The organism is Mesorhizobium sp. (assembly GCF_017306585.1).
In the GTDB taxonomy this organism is placed as follows: domain Bacteria; phylum Pseudomonadota; class Alphaproteobacteria; order Rhizobiales; family Rhizobiaceae; genus Mesorhizobium.
This window is the reverse complement of record NZ_JAFKIC010000115.1, coordinates 43070-57900: the sequence shown is the minus strand read 5'-3', so window position 1 is coordinate 57900 and position 14831 is coordinate 43070. Positions and strand designations below refer to the sequence as shown.

Here is a 14831-nt window from a genome sequence, read left to right as displayed (position 1 = left end):
GGCCTGAATGGGAGAGAATTCATGGCACACGCAGGAACCGACGCGGTCAAGTTCGCCTACTGGGTGCCCAATGTTTCGGGCGGCCTGGTGATCTCCAACATCGAGCAGCGCACCAGCCATTCGGCCGAGTACAATCGCAAGCTGGCGCAGATCGCCGAGAAGGCCGGTTTCGACTATGCGCTGAGCCAGATCCGCTTCACCGCCGGCTATGGCGCCGACGAGCAGCATGAATCGGTGGCGTTCAGCCACGACCTGCTGGCCGCCACCACGACGCTGAAGGTGATCGCGGCGATCCTGCCCGGCCCGTGGAATCCCGCGCTGGCGGCCAAGCAGCTTGCCACCATCAGCTATCTCACCAATGGCCGCGTCGCCATCAACCTCGTCTCCGGCTGGTTCCGTGGCGAATTCCACGCCATCGGCGAGCATTGGCTCGATCATGACGAGCGCTATCGCCGCTCGGAAGAGTTCATCCGGTCGCTGCGCGGAATCTGGACGCAGGACAGCTTCACCTTCCGCGGCGATTTCTACCGCTTCAACGAATATTCGCTGAAGCCGAAGCCGCCGCAGGTGCCCGAAATCTTCCAGGGTGGCTCGTCGCGCGCCGCGCGCGACATGGCATCGCGCGTTTCGGACTGGTATTTCACCAACGGCAACACGCCGGCCGAGATCGCCAAACAGGTGGACGACATCAGGGGCAAGGCCAAGGCCAACAACCATTCCGTCAAGATCGGCGTCAACGCCTTCGCCATCGTTCGCGAGACCGAGGAAGAGGCCAAGGTGGTGCTGGCCGAAATCATCGCCAAGGCCAATCCCGAAGCGGTCAACGCCTTCGGCCATGAAGTCAAGAATGCCGGCAAGGCTTCGCCAGAGGGCGAAGGAAACTGGGCGAAGTCCTCCTTCGACGATCTCGTCCAATACAATGACGGCTTCCGCTCGAACCTGATCGGCACGCCGAGACAGGTTGCCGAGCGCATCGTCGATCTGAAGCGCGCGGGCGCCGATCTCATCCTGCTCGGCTTCCTGCATTTCCAGGAAGAGGTCGAGTATTTCGGCAAGCATGTCATTCCGCTCGTTCGCGAGCTGGAAGGCGCCGATCAGGCAGCATCGCTGGCGGCGGAATAGCCCACTTGGACCAACTGGCCGGACAGAAGTCCGGCCAGCGCATCAACACATGGCCGACGCCCGGTTCCTCGGGCGGCGATGGGGCTTTGCGCGCCTGCCGGCGCGGTCGAGGATGATGGAAATGCCGTTGCCCAGTTATGCCTTGGGAGTGGTGGAAGCCTCGGTCTACGCACCGGAGGTTCTCGCGCGCGGCCTGCCGGCAAGCCAGCTGTCCGGCGGGCAGCCCGAAGACCGCGGCGTGTCGGCGGAACCGATCGTCGCTTCCGCTCCGTTGCTGTCGCTCCAGGGCATCGGCCTGTCCTTCGGCGGCGTCGTCGCGCTCGCCGACATCGACCTGTCGGTTCGCCAGGGTGAAATCCGTGCCATCATCGGGCCGAACGGCGCCGGCAAGAGCTCGCTGATCAATGTCATCAGCGGCGTCTACCGCCCGGATCGTGGCCGTATCGGTCTCCACGGCGCCAGCTACGCCCAGGTGCCGACGCAACGCCTGGCGCATCTCGGCGTCGCCAGGACCTTCCAGAACCTCGCGCTGTTCAAGGGTCTCAGCGTCCTCGACAATGTCGCTGCCGGCCTCGCTTACAAGGTTCGTTCCAACTTTGCCGGCCAGGTGCTCGGCATCGGTCGTTCGCGGGAGGAGCGGCGCGACTCCTTGAACCGCGCCGATCAGATACTCGACTTCCTCGATCTCGCCGCCGTCCGCGACCGGCTTGCCGGCACCTTGCCTTACGGGCTGCAGAAGCGCGTCGAACTCGCCCGCGCCTTGGTCGCAGAGCCACGCCTGCTTCTGCTCGACGAACCGATGGCCGGCATGACGGCGAGCGAAAAGACAGAGATGGCATCTTTCGTGCGCGCCGCGCGCGACCGCTTCGCAACCACCGTCGTGCTGATCGAGCACGATGTCGGTGTCGTCATGGGCCTGTCCGACCGCATCGCCGTCCTCGACTACGGCCGCAAGATCGCCGACGCCACGCCGGACGAAGTCCGCAACGACCCGCGCGTCATCGATGCCTATCTCGGCGTCGCCTCCGACAATGAGGACGGGGCAGGCATATGATCGCCGATTTCGACTACCAGTTCTTCATCGAGGTGCTTGTCGGCGGCCTGCTCTCCGGCGTCATGTACTCGCTTGTCGCGATAGGCTTCGTGCTGATCTACAAGACCTCGGGCGTGCTCAATTTCGCGCAGGGCGCGCTGCTGCTGTTCGCCGCGCTCACCTTCGTCAGCCTCGTCGAGCGCGGCGTGCCGTTCGCATTGGCGCTCGCGGCCACCTTCGCCATCATGGTGGTCATCGGCATCGCCATCGAGCGCACCGTGCTGCGGCCGCTCACCAACAAGCCGCCCATCACCTTGTTCATGGCAACGCTTGGCCTCTCCTACATCATCGAGGGCGCGGCGCAATTGATCTGGGGCACGCAGGTCCATGGTCTCGACCTCGGCATCGAGGATGTGCCGCTCGAAGTCGGCGGCGTGCTGATCAGCCAGTTCGACATTTTCGCGGCGCTGGTGGCGGCCGGCATGGTTGTCCTCCTATCGCTCTTCTTCCGCTACACCCGCATCGGCCTTGCCTTCCGCGCCGTCGCCGACGATCAGTTCGCGGCGCTTGCGGTGGGGCTCCGGCTGCCGCTGATCTGGGCAACCGTCTGGGCCGCCGCCGGTCTCGTCGCGCTGGTCGCGGGCCTGCTGTGGGGCGCGCGTCTTGGCGTGCAGTTCTCGCTCTCCCTCGTGGTGCTCAAGGCGCTGCCGGTGCTGGTGCTCGGCGGCTTCGATTCCATCCTTGGCGCCATTGTCGGCGGCCTGTTGATCGGTGCAAGCGAGAAGCTGGCCGAGGTCTATATCGGCGACTATTTCGGCGGCGGTATCGAGAGCTGGTTCGCCTATGTCGTCGCGCTGGTCTTCCTGCTCGTCCGCCCCTCCGGCCTGTTCGGCCAGAAGCTCGTGGAGAGGGTCTGAGCCATGGCCGCGATCCCAGCCGAATTCTCCTCCGCGCCGGTGCTGCCGAAATGGGTCGCGCCCGTGCTGCTGCTTGCCTTCGCCTATGGCGTCGTGCCGCTCGTCGGCTCCAGCTATCTGTTCGAGGCCATCCTGCTGCCGTTCCTGGCGCTCGGGCTTGCCGGCGTCGGCTTGAACATCCTCACCGGCTATGCCGGTCAGGTCTCGCTGGGCAGCGCCGCCTTCATGGCGGCGGGCGCCTTTGCCGCCTATAATTTCAACTTGAGGATCGACGGCCTGCCGCTGATCGGCAGCATCGTCCTGGCCGGCCTCGTCGCGGCCGCGATCGGCATCGTCTTCGGCCTGCCGAGCCTGCGGCTGCGGGGCTTCTATCTCGCCGTCTCGACCCTTGCCGCGCAGTTCTTCGTGCAATGGGCGCTCACCAAGTTCAGCTGGTTCTCCAACAACTCGGCCTCGGGCGTCATCGACGCCCCCAGGCTGTCGATCGGCGGCCTTGCGCTGGATGGCGCTGTCGGCCGCTATCTCTTCGCGCTGACCATCGTTGCCGTCCTCACCTTCCTGGCCCACCGGCTGGTCTCCTCGCAGACCGGGCGCAACTTCATCGCTATCCGCGACAATGAAACCGCCGCCCGCATCATCGGCATACCGGTGCTCAAGACCAAGCTGCTCGCCTTCGCTATCTCCTCCTTCATCATCGGTGTCGCCGGCGTCATCTGGGCTTTCGCCTATCTCAGGACCGTCGAGCCGGACGGTTTCGACCTCGACCGCTCGTTCCAGATCCTGTTCATCATCATCATCGGTGGCCTGGCCTCGATCCGCGGCGCCTTCTTCGGCGCGGCCCTCATCGTTGTGTTTCCCCTCGCTTTGTCTCGCCTTGGCGGCTTCCTGCTCGGCGATGTCTTCGACTCGGGCGTGCTCGACATGAGCCAGCGCATCGTGCTCGGCGCGCTCATCATCCTGTTTCTGATCCTCGAACCGGACGGGCTGGTGGCCCTGTGGGACAGGATCCGAAGACGGCTCCTGTTCGCCTGGCAATCGACCTGAGCCGCATCCTGAAAGCAATCGCATCTGAGAATGAACCAGAGGCCGGACCAAGACGGCCCAACAGGAGTAATCGGACCATGACGTTCCTGAGCACAATCAAGGCGGCGGCGCTGTCCGCGGCGATGATCGTGTCGGTGGCCCTGCCGGCCGCCCACGCCGACGAACAGTATTTTCCGCTGCAGAGCTATCGCGTCGGGCCCTATGCGGCCGGCGGCACCGGCTTTTTCGGCGGCTTCATCGACTATCTCAACCTGATCAACATCCGTGACGGCGGCGTCAACGGCGTCAAGCTGACCTGGGACGAATGCGAGACCCAGTACGAGGTCGAGCGCGGCGTCGAATGCTACGAGCGCCAGAAGAGCCGCGCCGGCGCCGCGGCCTGGAACCCGCTCTCGGTCGGCATCGCCTATGCCATGATCGACCGCATCACCGTCGACAAGGTGCCGCTGATCACGGTCAATCATGGCCGGACCGATTCCACCGACGGGCGCGTCTTCCCCTATGTCTTCCCGCTGCTGCTCAATCCCTACAGCGAGACCTCGGGCATCGTGAACTACATCGCCTCCAAGGAAGGCGGCATCGACAAGCTGAAGGGCAAGAAGATCGTCGTGCTCTATCACGGCTCGCCCTACGGCAAGGAAACCATCCCGATCTATGAACTGCTGGCGCAGAAATACGGCTTCACCGTTCAGCAGATCGAGGTGCCGCACCCCGGCAACGAGCAGCAGTCGCAATGGCTGACCATTCGCCGTGCCAAGCCCGATTTCGTGGTCCTGCGCGGCTGGGGCGTGATGAACCCGGTGGCCCTGAAGACGGCGGTCAAGGTAGGCTATCCCGTCGACCACATTGTCGGCAATGTCTGGTCGAACTCGGAAGAGGACGTCATCCCCGCCGGCGATGCCGCCAAGGGCTACACCGCCATCACCACCCAGGCTTCGGGCAATACCTATCCGGTGGTGCAGGAGATCGTGAAGACCGTCTATGGCGCCGGCAAGGGCAACCTGGAAGACAAGGCGCGCATCGGCTCGGTCTACCACAATCTCGGTATCGTCAACGGCATCCTCAATGTCGAGGCAATCCGCGTCGCGCAGGAGAAATTCGGCCATCGCACGCTGACCGGTGACGAGGTGCGCTGGGGCTTCGAACATCTCAAGCTCGACCCGGCCAAGGTCGAGGCGCTCGGCGCCAAGGACCTGTTCCACTCCATCAACGTCAGCTGGGACAACCATGAAGGCGAGGGTTACGTGACCTTCCAGCAGTGGGACGGCAAGAAGTGGAACGTCGTCTCCGACTGGATCGCGCCGGACTGGGCGCTGCTGCGGCCGATCATCGAGAAATCAGCCGAAGCCTATGCCAAGGAGAAAGGCATCAAGCTGCGCACCGCCGCGGATGCCGACGCGGTGGCCACCAACTGATCGGAGCAACGGGCGCGCCGCGGATATTCCGCGGCGCCCCGCTTGCACGGAGCACGGAAGCAGCCCATGCCCAATGACGACATCATCCTTGCCGTGGACGCGGTGCACGCCACCTACAACCATGCCATCACCGCGCTGCATGGCGTCGGCTTCCAGATCAGGCGCGGCGAAATCCTGGCGCTGCTGGGAGCCAACGGCGCCGGCAAGACCACCACGCTGAAGGCCGTCTCCAACCTGTTGCCGGCAGAGCGTGGCCAGGTCAATTCCGGCTTGATCCGCTATGACGGCTCGGACGTATCGCGCCGCACGCCGGGCGACCTCGTGCGCGCCGGACTGGTGCCGGTGCTGGAAAGCCGCCACTGCTTCAAGAGCCTCACCGTCGAGGACAATCTGGTAGCCGGCGGGATAGGCCGCAGCGGCCGCCGCGCCGAGATCAATGCCGACCTCGAGCGCATCTACGCCTATTTCCCCCGGCTCAAGGAGAAGCGCCGGACATTGTCCGGGCTGACCTCGGGCGGCGAGCAGCAGATGACCGCCATCGGCCGGGCGCTGATGTCACGGCCGCGCCTGCTGGTTCTGGATGAACCGTCGATGGGGCTCGCGCCGCTCATCGTCCAGGACATTTTTCAGACGCTTAGGAAACTCAACCGCGACACCGGCCTGTCCATACTCGTCGCCGAGCAGAACTCCGCTGTCGCGCTCAAATATGCCGACCAGGCCACGGTGCTCGAAAACGGCGTCTCCGTTCTCTCCGGCGCGGCCGCCGATCTGCGCCAGCGCGAGGACGTCAGGGCCTTCTATCTCGGACAACAGGCCTCGCCGGTTGCCCATTCAACCCATCTCCATGCCGTCGTGTGAACCGAAATCTCAAGGAGCAGAGAAATGACCGTCTCGACCGTCAAGACCGATCAGGCGTCCGCCGCCGTCCCCCCAGTCGCAAGGCCGTCGGCGCCGGCGCATATCATCAGGGATGACGCCGAAGCAATTGCGGTTGCCCATGCGCTCGCCGCCGAATTCGTCAAGGAGTCGTCGAAGCGTGACCGTGAGCGGATCTGGCCGGTTGTCGAACTCGACGCCTTTTCGCAGAGCGGCTTGTGGTCGATCAACGTGCCCAAGGCCTTCGGCGGCCCCGAGGTCTCCTACGCGACGCTTGCCAAGGTGGTCGAGATCATCTCGGCGGCCGACTCCTCGATCGGCCAGATCTCCCAGAACCATCTCGGCGTGGTCGCCGCCATCCGCACCGTTGCCGACATCGACCAGCAGAGGCTGCTGTTCGCCGAGGTGCTGAAAGGCACGCGGTTCGGCAACGCCTTCTCCGAATTCGGCTCAAAGCGCGCGGCCGATTTCGAGACCCGCTTCACCGATGCCGGCGACCATGTCGTCGTCAACGGCCGCAAGTTCTATTCGTCGGGCGCGCTGCTCGCCCATCTCGTGCCGATCGTCGCCGTCGATGACCAGGGCCGCGCCTGGTACGCCATCGCCGATCGTGGCGCGCCGGGCCTCACCGTCATCGACGACTGGTCGAGCTTCGGCCAGCGCACCACGCTGTCGGGCACCGTCATCATCGACAACGTCAAGGTGCCGAAGACGCATCTGGTGCCCGGCTACAAGGGCTTCGACAGGCCGACCGCCGACGGCGCCATCTTCCAGATCATCCAGGTGGCCGTGGACACCGGCATCGCCCAGGCGGCGATCGACGAGACCGTCAATTTCGTCAGGACCAGGAGCCGCGCCTGGATCGACAGCGGCGTCGACAATGCCTGGGATGATCCTTACACCATCCAGGCCGTCGGCGACCTCACGCTGCGCCTGCACGCGGCACAGGCGCTGCTGGAAAAGGCCGGCCACGCCATTGATAAGGCCGTGGCGGAACCGACGGCCGAGACGGTGGCGCACGCCCAGATCGTCACCGCCGAGGCGAAGATCCTGTCGACGGAGATCGCCATCGCCGCCACCAACAAGCTGTTCGAGCTGGCCGGCACGCGCTCGACGCTGGCCGAGCACAATCTCGACCGGCATTGGCGCAATGCCCGCACCCACACGCTGCACGACCCCGTACGCTGGAAGTATTCCATTCTCGGCAAGTACTTCCTCAACGGCGAAAAGCCGCCGCTGCACGCCTGGAGCTAAGTCTTCGGTGGCGGGCGACGTCCGCCACGACAACATCCCGCGATCCATTCCAAGAGGCCCATCGCCATGTCAAATCCAACAGTCGTCGGCTTTTCCGGCAACGTCACCCGGCCGTCCAAGACGCGCGCCTTCGTCGAGCTCGTCACCAGGGACATAGCCGTCCGCCATGGCCTGTCGGCTGTTACCTATGACATCGAGGATGTCGGGTCCTCGCTGGGCACGGCCAGATGGGCGAGGGACCTCGACGAACAGGCCCAGGCGATCCTGGGGCAGGTTCTGGCGGCAGATGTGCTGGTGGTCGGCTCGCCCACCTACAAGGGCAGCTACACCGGTCTGTTCAAGCACTTCTTCGACCTGATCGATCCCGCAGCTTTGCGTGGAAAGCCGATCCTGTTGACCGCCACCGGCGGCGGCGAGCGCCACGCCCTGATCGTCGAGCATCAGCTGCGGCCGCTGTTCGGCTTCTTCGAGGCCTTTGCGCTGCCGACCGCCGTTTATGCCACCGACAAGGACTTCACCGACGGCGCTCTGCGCTCCGAGGCGATCCTGAAGCGCGCATCGCAGGCGGTGGACGAGGTCGGCTTCGTGCTGGCCAACCGCTCGGCCGGCAGGATTGCCGCCGAGTAGGCATATTGCGGTGATCGATAACCCGCCCGGGCGCGTCGCGCTTACGTGCAATTTACGAGCGCCCGATAAAACGGTTCCTGTCTGATTCGCACTGGACAGGAACATCATGAGCAAAGCTCTCACGACCTTCGCGCTCGTCACCGTGCTGACGGCTTTGCTCATGGCGCTCAGCCTGGCGGTCGCACGGCACGGCTATCCCTATGGCGCGTTCGGCGTGAAGCGCCTCGACGGCATCGCCGATGCCGCCACCTTCATCCCGCTGGCCGCCGTCTATTTCTTCAGCGCGCTGCTGATGATGATCCTGCCGATCCGGGCCGCGAGCATCGTGCTCACCCATGCCGCCGACGCGATCTTCTGGACGGTCATCGTGCTGTTTGCCACCATCGTTGGCGGGCTCCTCGCCAGATGGGCCTTCGGCCAGAGCGGCGTTCTGGCCGCGCTGCTGAACTGGCGGTTCCTGTTCGCGGTGGCGGTCGTCGGCTGTCATTTCGTCATGAACGAATTGCGGCGCAACATACTGTTGCGCAGCCTGTTCTTCGTGGTCTTCGCCGCGGCGACGCTGGCATGCCTGTTCTGGTCGTTCACGCTCTGAGCGAACCGACAGCTCTTCCAGTCATTGGTATCCTCTGCTGTCGGAGGCCGCGTCACCCGGCTTGAACATTCCTCCCACGTCAAAGGCGCAGGAGAAGGGCGACCGCCTACCAAGCGCTTTGACGCGATGATTTGCGCAAATTTACAATCTGTCCCGCCGGGGCTCCCCTAGTTTGACTTCATCGAACAAACCAGGAGCCGCGAACAAGCACCGTCGAGAATTTGCGAAAGCCTGACGGCAACAGCATTTCCCGACCTTGCCAATCGCGGCCCCGCCTCACGGGAGAACACCGCCATGGACAAGCCCACACCATTCACGATCGCCATTTTCGATGAACAGCTTGCCGATCTCAAGGCGCGCCTGCGGCACACACGCTGGCCGGATGAGCCCGATGGAGCTGGATGGATGGCCGGAACGAATCTCGACTACATGAAGAAGCTGACCGACTACTGGCTTCATGAGTACGACTGGCGAAAGGCCGAGGCGGACCTGAACGCCTTGCCGAATTACAAGGTCGACGTCGAAGGGACCGACCTGCATTTCGTGCATCAGCCGTCGACGAAGAAGGGCGCGACGGCACTCCTCCTGCTTCACGGCTGGCCCGACAGCTTCTACCGGTATCACAAGGTGGTGGGCGCGCTGGCTGAGCAATTTCATGTTGTCGTGCCGTCCATTCCGGGGACCGGCTTTTCCGGGAAGACGGCCCTGCCTGCCGACAAGGTGGCCGACATGCTTGCCCGGCTGATGAATGATGTCCTGGGCTACGACCGCTTCATCGTGGCGGGAGGCGATCTCGGGTCGGTGATCGCCATGTCGCTGGCGCAGCGCCATCCCGACAAGCTTGTCGGTTCCCATCTGACCGATGTTGGCTACCCCGATCACACCACGGATTTCGGAGCGCTCAGCGGTCCGGAACAGGCCTATGCCGGGGCGATCCAGCAATGGTTCTTCGCCCATGGCGCCTTCAATCTGGTCCAGGCCACAAAGCCGCAGAGCCTTGCCTTCGCCATGAACGACTCGCCGGTCGGACTTGCGGCATGGATCATGAGCTTCATGGCCGGAATGGGCGTCGGCGGTGAAGCGGATGCCAGATTTGGCCGCGACGAGCTGTTGACCAACATCATGATCTACTGGCTGACGGAAACGGCCGCCTCGTCCTTCCGCATCTACAGTCAGAACGCCATGCAGCCGGCGACGATCAAGGGCAGGAACACCGGCGTGCCGGTGGCGGTGGCGACGGAAGCGCCTATCCCCGGCGGTGTCCGCTTGCCCCGTGCGTGGGCGGATCGCCAGACTTCGGGAAATGTCGTCCAGTTTCACGATATGGAAAAGGCGGGTCATTTCGCCGCCTGGGAGGATCCCGCTTTCTTTGTCGAGGACATCAGGCAGTTCGCCGCCCTTGTCGCGAAATAGGGTAACCCTGAGCCATTCGACGCCGGGCGAATTTTCGACCGGCGTCAGATCTTGTGGACGGCGTCCAGGTTCGACGGCAACGACCCCATTATCTTCTTTATGGATCTGATCATGTGCGGTTGGTCCGTATAGCCCAGGTCGAAAGCCACCGCCGCGCCGCTTTGGCCGGCCTTGAGCCGCCGCACCGCCTCCTGGGCGCGGCGGATCACCTGAAAATCCTTCTGCGTAATTCCGGTGGTGTTCTTGAAATGCCCCTGCACCGAGCGCTTGGAGGCAGCCTTTGGCTGCTCGGTGAAAGCCCTCGCCACGACGTCGTCGGACAGGAGCAGCCCTGCCGCGATCATCTGGTCGACAAGGGTTTCGGCGTCGAGGAACGTCGGTAATGGCAGCTCCACGCCGTCCAACAGGAATCTGTCTTCCCTCACGTCCAGGAAACGGATCGCCGCGCCGGTTCGCACCTGCCGGTCATGCGCCAGATAGACATGGGCGGCAAAGGAGATGACGACAGAGTGTTCGCCTTCGACATATGGCACCTCGACAGGCTCGGTTGCCTGACCGCTCAAGAAGACCGCGGATCGGCCATCCGGCGCGACGCTGAGGATCAGGTCCCACGAACCGTCAGGCGTTGATTTATAGATGCCGTCGCTCAAACACACGGTTTGCCAGACCGTGTCGATCCAGGGATGGGGCGATGACCGGCTCGTATGCTTTTGCGCCATGATCGGCAATTGCTCCTGTATAGGGGCGACGGCCTGTCATCGCCCCCACGGGCATGAAAGCATCTTCTCTCGACCGGGAACAGGGATCGCCCGCGCCGGTATCGTGTCGGCTAGCTGCTTGGTCCGACGGAAATGTTGCCTGAGGCCTTTTCCATCCAGGTCCAGAGATAGCCGGCGAGGCCACGATCGACATGGATGCGCAGCTTGCCCTCGTGGCGGTAGACGAAAGCGCTGATGCCGGCGAAGGATAGGGCCGCGCTCGCGCTCGGCTGGTTCGGATCAAGTGTCGTGGCGCGCGCGATGAAAGCATCGAGCGCGGCGCCCTCGACTTCGAACACCTGCAGCCCGGCGCTGATCTCCGTCACCGCGAAACCTTGGGCGAACCAGCCCGTGGCCATGCCGATGGGCGTGGTGGATACCGCAAGGACGCGGTCTCGCGCCACGCGAATGGAGTAGCGTATGCCCTCGGCCGGGCCGAATGCGCCGACGACCGTCCCATCGAAGCCGGATGCCTCGGCCCATGCGCCGAGATCGCCGCTGACCAGCCGCTGGTGTAACCCCGACACCGGCCTGATCTTCAGACCAGTCACTTCGATCGCGGCGCTTCGCCAGTCAGGCGCGATGGGCCATTTTTCCGCTAGGTCACGCATGGAGCCGGTCTCCCGCCTGGTCGAAGGCGCAGGGCGCGGCGATCGTCGCGCTGCTGATCTTGCCGAGATGCTGGATTTCGATCGTCTCGCCATGACGGGCAGCACCTCGCTCGATCAGGCCGAGCGCGATGGGCCGGCCAAGCGTCGGGCTCTGGTAGCTCGAGGTGACGAAGCCTTGGCTGTGCAGTCTGCCATCGCCTCGTTTGATGCCATGCGCGCCGGTCGCCAGCGGCGGCTCGCCGGATGGCACTGTCAGGCCGACAAGCTGCAGGCGGTTGTTTCGCGAGGCCTCCTGCGTGAACAGCGAGCGGCGGCCGACATATTCGGTCTGGCGCTTGGCACGGGGTCCTTCGCTGCCCAGGTCGTGCGGCAGCGTCGTGCCGTCCGTGTCCTTGCCGATGACGATGAAGCCCTTTTCGGCGCGCAGGATCATCAACGCTTCCAGGCCGATGAGAACGGCATCGAAAGCCTTGCCGGCCTCGCGCAGATGCGCCCAGAGCGGCTCGGCGCGATCGGCGCGGATCGAGATTTCGTAACTTCTGTCGCCCGTGAAGCTAACGCGGGCGATGCGGACCTCGTCGCCGGCATAAGTGCCGTGGCTGACCGCCATATGCGGCAGGTCGGCCTCGTCCAGCGAGAGGCCGAGACCGACTGTTTCGAGCAGTTTTCTGGCATTCGGTCCGGATACCGTCAGCGTCGCCATCTCCGAAGTGGCATTGTGGATATAGATCGCCTCACGGCCAAAGCGGTCCTGGCGCCATTCCTCCAGGCGGGCGTGCACGGCCGCCACATGCGAGGACGAGCAGGACACCACGAAGCGGTGCTCGTCCAGCCGCACCAGCACGCCGTCGTCGAAGACCACGCCGTTTTCCGAAAGCATGAAGCCGTAGCGGCAACGGCCCGGCTTCAGCGTCGACATGGTGTTGTAGTAGAGGAAATCGACGAACTCGGCGGCCTTCGGGCCGATCACCTCGATCTTGCCCAGCGTCGAGCCGTCGAACAGCGCCACCGACTGGCGGGCGCGCCGCGCCTCATCCGCGATCGAGCGATCCGCGTCGGCTCCGGCCCCGCCATAATGGGCAGGCCGCAGCCAGCCGCCATATTCCTGGAACACCGCGCCGCTTTCGCGATGGACATTCTCCAGCGGCAGCCGCCGCACGGGCGCCATCAACGCCCCGGCGCGCGCGCCGGCAAAGCTCGCCAGCGGCACCGGCGTGAAGGGCGGCCGGTAGGTGGTGGTGCCGACCTCCGGCACGGTGCGGCCGGTAATGCCGGCCATCAGTGCCAGGCCGGGCAGGTTGGAGGTCTTGCCCTGGTCGGTCGCCATGCCGAGCGTGGTGTAGCGCTTCAGATGCTCGACCGAGACGAAGTTCTCGCGCGCCGCCAGTTCGACGTCCTTCACCGTCACGTCGTTCTGGTAGTCGATCCAGATCCGCCCTTTCGAACCGGGCTTGGGCCATGCGGCGCTGATACCGCCTGTCGCCTCCGGCCCGGTGCTGCGCGGCACGGTCACCTTCGTCGGCCCGGATGCGGCAATGGCTTTCTCGGCGCTGGCGAAGACGTCCGACAGGGAGACCGCGCCGGCGGCGGCGCCGGCAACCGCGATCCCGTCGACGGGATCGCCCGGCAGGAAGGCGGCGCGCGCCTCGCTCCACGCGAGCTTGCCCTTGGCGTGGCAGAACAGATGGATAGTCGGCGTCCAGCCGCCCGAGACCAGCACGCAGTCGGCCTCAAGTTTGGTGCCGTCGTCCAGCGTGACGCCTTCGACGCGCAGCCTGCCGCTTGCGGAGGCGAGCGCGCGTCCTTTGATCGTCCGCACCTTGGCGGGCAGGGCGGGCGCGCCGTCGCGCCTGATATCGACAAGCGTGACATCGGCGCCGGCCTCGACAACAGCCTGCGCCACTTCATAGGCGCTATCATTGTTTGTGGCGACGACGATGCGGCGGCCGGCCAGCACCGCATGCCGCTTGAGGTAGCTCAGCCCCGCATCCGCCGACAGGATGCCGGGAAGGTCGTTGTTGGCGAAAGGCAAGGGGCGCTCTATCGCGCCTGTCGCCAGCACGATCCGGCGCGGCCTGACCCGCCACAGCGTGTCCGGCCGGCCGTCGAAATGGCGCTGGTTCAATCCGACCAGGTTGTGGTCATAGATTCCGAAGGCGGTAGTCGAAGGCAGGACCTTATGGCCGTCGGCGACAAGCGCCGCCACCGTCTCTTCGGCCCAGACCGAAGCCGGCCTGCCGTCGATCTCGCCGTCCCGGTGACCGAGCGAGCCGCCAGGCCTCTGCTGGTCGTCGACCAGGGTGACGGACAGACCCGCGCCGGCCGCCAGTCTCGCCGCTGCCAGTCCCGCCGGGCCGGCGCCAACCACCAGCACGTCGCAGTGATGGTTGACCTGGTCCGCCGTGTCCGGCGAAGTCCAGCCGGCATCGACCTTGCCGAGGCCTGCCATAGCGCGGATGCGCGGCTCGAACATGTGCCAATCCGGCCACATGAAGGTCTTGTAGTAGAACGCCGCCGGAATGAAGCGCGCGAAGCGGTCGAGAAAGGCGTTACGGTCCGCCAGCGCGCTGGGCGTGGCGTTGACGCTTCTTGTCTCCAGTCCTTCGCGCGCCGGCTCGGTGGTGGCGCGCGTGTTGGGCGTCGTCCGCTCGCCGCTAATATCGACCAGCGCGTTGGGCTCCTCTACGCCGGCGCCCCAGATACCGCGCGGCCGGTGATATTTGAAGGAGCGCCCGACGATCGCGACGTCATTGGCAAGCAGTGCCGAGGCGATGGTGTCGCCGGCAAATCCCTCGACGGTCGCGCCGTCGAAGCTGAAGCGGATCGGCCGCGTGCGGTCTATGGCACTCCCGCCTCTTGTGAGACGTGATGCGGTCATGCCGCATGCCCTCCGCCGAGGTCGGCCGAGGAGAGCACCTTGTGAGTCAGCGTATCGCGTTCCATGACGAAGAACTCGCCGCAGTTCATATGCACCCAGACCTCGCGCGCAGCACCTTTCGGATTGCTCCTGAGGTAGAGATAGTTCGTCCAGCGATCGACCGGCACATCGGCACCGTCCGGCCTGGCATTGCCGGCATCGCCGCCATAGTGGAATTCGGTCTCGTCGCGCGGGCCGCAGAACGGGCAAGGGAAGAGCTGCATGATTGCCTCTGGATTCTATCTTTGTGCA

General features: G+C 64.8%; 14 protein-coding genes. 10 read left to right on the top strand and 4 right to left on the bottom strand.

Going from position 1 to position 14831, the window contains the following annotated elements; translation table 11 throughout:
* The first annotated feature begins 21 nt into the window (after nucleotides 1-21).
* From sfnG to J0I79_RS07960, 10 genes are all read left to right on the top strand, one after another.
* On the top strand, nucleotides 22-1122 hold the full coding sequence (gene sfnG, locus J0I79_RS08005) for a dimethylsulfone monooxygenase SfnG (RefSeq protein WP_292856291.1): 1101 nt from the start codon (nucleotides 22-24) through the stop codon (nucleotides 1120-1122).
* Nucleotides 1123-1243: 121 nt separating this feature from the next.
* Nucleotides 1244-2176, top strand: coding sequence for an ABC transporter ATP-binding protein (locus tag J0I79_RS08000; RefSeq protein ID WP_292856290.1), 933 nt, complete (start codon nucleotides 1244-1246; stop codon nucleotides 2174-2176).
* A complete protein-coding gene (locus J0I79_RS07995) occupies nucleotides 2173-3072 on the top strand; it encodes a branched-chain amino acid ABC transporter permease (protein ID WP_292856289.1) in 900 nt (299 codons plus the stop codon). The genes J0I79_RS08000 and J0I79_RS07995 overlap by 4 nt, the downstream gene beginning before the upstream one ends.
* A 3-nt stretch (nucleotides 3073-3075) precedes the next feature.
* Nucleotides 3076-4116 carry a branched-chain amino acid ABC transporter permease gene (locus J0I79_RS07990; protein WP_292856288.1) on the top strand — a complete coding sequence of 347 codons (1041 nt, stop codon included), beginning with the start codon at nucleotides 3076-3078 and terminating at the stop codon, nucleotides 4114-4116.
* 77 nt (nucleotides 4117-4193) lie between these two features.
* The gene (locus J0I79_RS07985; RefSeq protein ID WP_292856287.1) at nucleotides 4194-5531 is read left to right on the top strand and encodes an ABC transporter substrate-binding protein; all 1338 of its coding nucleotides are present in this window, start codon (nucleotides 4194-4196) and stop codon (nucleotides 5529-5531) included.
* Between the two features lie 66 nt (nucleotides 5532-5597).
* On the top strand, nucleotides 5598-6389 hold the full coding sequence (locus tag J0I79_RS07980) for an ABC transporter ATP-binding protein (protein ID WP_292856286.1): 792 nt from the start codon (nucleotides 5598-5600) through the stop codon (nucleotides 6387-6389).
* A gap of 24 nt (nucleotides 6390-6413) precedes the next feature.
* Entirely contained in the window at nucleotides 6414-7661 is a 1248-nt protein-coding gene (locus tag J0I79_RS07975; RefSeq protein ID WP_292856285.1) for an SfnB family sulfur acquisition oxidoreductase, read from the top strand.
* Nucleotides 7662-7727: 66 nt separating this feature from the next.
* A complete protein-coding gene (gene msuE, locus J0I79_RS07970; RefSeq protein ID WP_292856284.1) occupies nucleotides 7728-8288 on the top strand; it encodes an FMN reductase in 561 nt (186 codons plus the stop codon).
* 106 nt (nucleotides 8289-8394) lie between these two features.
* Entirely contained in the window at nucleotides 8395-8880 is a 486-nt protein-coding gene (locus tag J0I79_RS07965) for a hypothetical protein (protein ID WP_137929145.1), read from the top strand.
* 294 nt (nucleotides 8881-9174) lie between these two features.
* Nucleotides 9175-10293, top strand: coding sequence for an epoxide hydrolase family protein (locus J0I79_RS07960; RefSeq protein WP_292856283.1), 1119 nt, complete (start codon nucleotides 9175-9177; stop codon nucleotides 10291-10293).
* A gap of 44 nt (nucleotides 10294-10337) precedes the next feature.
* Here J0I79_RS07960 and J0I79_RS07955 read toward each other — a convergent pair whose 3' ends face one another.
* The 4 genes from J0I79_RS07955 to J0I79_RS07940 all read right to left on the bottom strand — a co-directional run bounded on the left by J0I79_RS07955 (nucleotide 10338) and on the right by J0I79_RS07940 (nucleotide 14803).
* Nucleotides 10338-11012: a helix-turn-helix domain-containing protein gene (locus tag J0I79_RS07955; RefSeq protein WP_292856282.1), complete on the bottom strand. Its 675-nt coding sequence runs from the start codon at nucleotides 11010-11012 to the stop codon at nucleotides 10338-10340.
* A 110-nt stretch (nucleotides 11013-11122) separates the two neighbouring features.
* A complete protein-coding gene (locus J0I79_RS07950) occupies nucleotides 11123-11662 on the bottom strand; it encodes a sarcosine oxidase subunit gamma family protein (RefSeq protein WP_292856281.1) in 540 nt (179 codons plus the stop codon).
* Complete coding sequence (locus J0I79_RS07945; protein ID WP_292856280.1) at nucleotides 11655-14540, bottom strand: sarcosine oxidase subunit alpha family protein; 2886 nt, start codon at nucleotides 14538-14540, stop codon at nucleotides 11655-11657. Before J0I79_RS07945 ends, J0I79_RS07950 begins: the two co-directional genes overlap by 8 nt.
* On the bottom strand, nucleotides 14537-14803 hold the full coding sequence (locus J0I79_RS07940) for a sarcosine oxidase subunit delta (RefSeq protein ID WP_292856279.1): 267 nt from the start codon (nucleotides 14801-14803) through the stop codon (nucleotides 14537-14539). Before J0I79_RS07940 ends, J0I79_RS07945 begins: the two co-directional genes overlap by 4 nt.
* Between the last annotated feature and the right edge of the window lie 28 nt (nucleotides 14804-14831).

Bases quoted from the DNA above. Each gene is read 5' to 3' on its own strand.
- J0I79_RS08000 (WP_292856290.1), top strand. From the start codon at position 1,244: ATGCCGTTGCCCAGTTATGCCTTGGGAGTGGTGGAAGCCTCGGTCTAC.
- J0I79_RS07990 (WP_292856288.1), top strand. From the start codon at position 3,076: ATGGCCGCGATCCCAGCCGAATTCTCCTCCGCGCCGGTGCTGCCGAAA.
- sfnG (WP_292856291.1), top strand. From the start codon at position 22: ATGGCACACGCAGGAACCGACGCGGTCAAGTTCGCCTACTGGGTGCCC.
- J0I79_RS07945 (WP_292856280.1), bottom strand. From the start codon at position 14,540: ATGACCGCATCACGTCTCACAAGAGGCGGGAGTGCCATAGACCGCACG.
- J0I79_RS07960 (WP_292856283.1), top strand. From the start codon at position 9,175: ATGGACAAGCCCACACCATTCACGATCGCCATTTTCGATGAACAGCTT.
- J0I79_RS07955 (WP_292856282.1), bottom strand. From the start codon at position 11,012: ATGGCGCAAAAGCATACGAGCCGGTCATCGCCCCATCCCTGGATCGAC.
- J0I79_RS07985 (WP_292856287.1), top strand. From the start codon at position 4,194: ATGACGTTCCTGAGCACAATCAAGGCGGCGGCGCTGTCCGCGGCGATG.
- J0I79_RS07965 (WP_137929145.1), top strand. From the start codon at position 8,395: ATGAGCAAAGCTCTCACGACCTTCGCGCTCGTCACCGTGCTGACGGCT.
- J0I79_RS07975 (WP_292856285.1), top strand. From the start codon at position 6,414: ATGACCGTCTCGACCGTCAAGACCGATCAGGCGTCCGCCGCCGTCCCC.
- J0I79_RS07950 (WP_292856281.1), bottom strand. From the start codon at position 11,662: ATGCGTGACCTAGCGGAAAAATGGCCCATCGCGCCTGACTGGCGAAGC.
- J0I79_RS07980 (WP_292856286.1), top strand. From the start codon at position 5,598: ATGCCCAATGACGACATCATCCTTGCCGTGGACGCGGTGCACGCCACC.
- msuE (WP_292856284.1), top strand. From the start codon at position 7,728: ATGTCAAATCCAACAGTCGTCGGCTTTTCCGGCAACGTCACCCGGCCG.
- J0I79_RS07995 (WP_292856289.1), top strand. From the start codon at position 2,173: ATGATCGCCGATTTCGACTACCAGTTCTTCATCGAGGTGCTTGTCGGC.
- J0I79_RS07940 (WP_292856279.1), bottom strand. From the start codon at position 14,803: ATGCAGCTCTTCCCTTGCCCGTTCTGCGGCCCGCGCGACGAGACCGAA.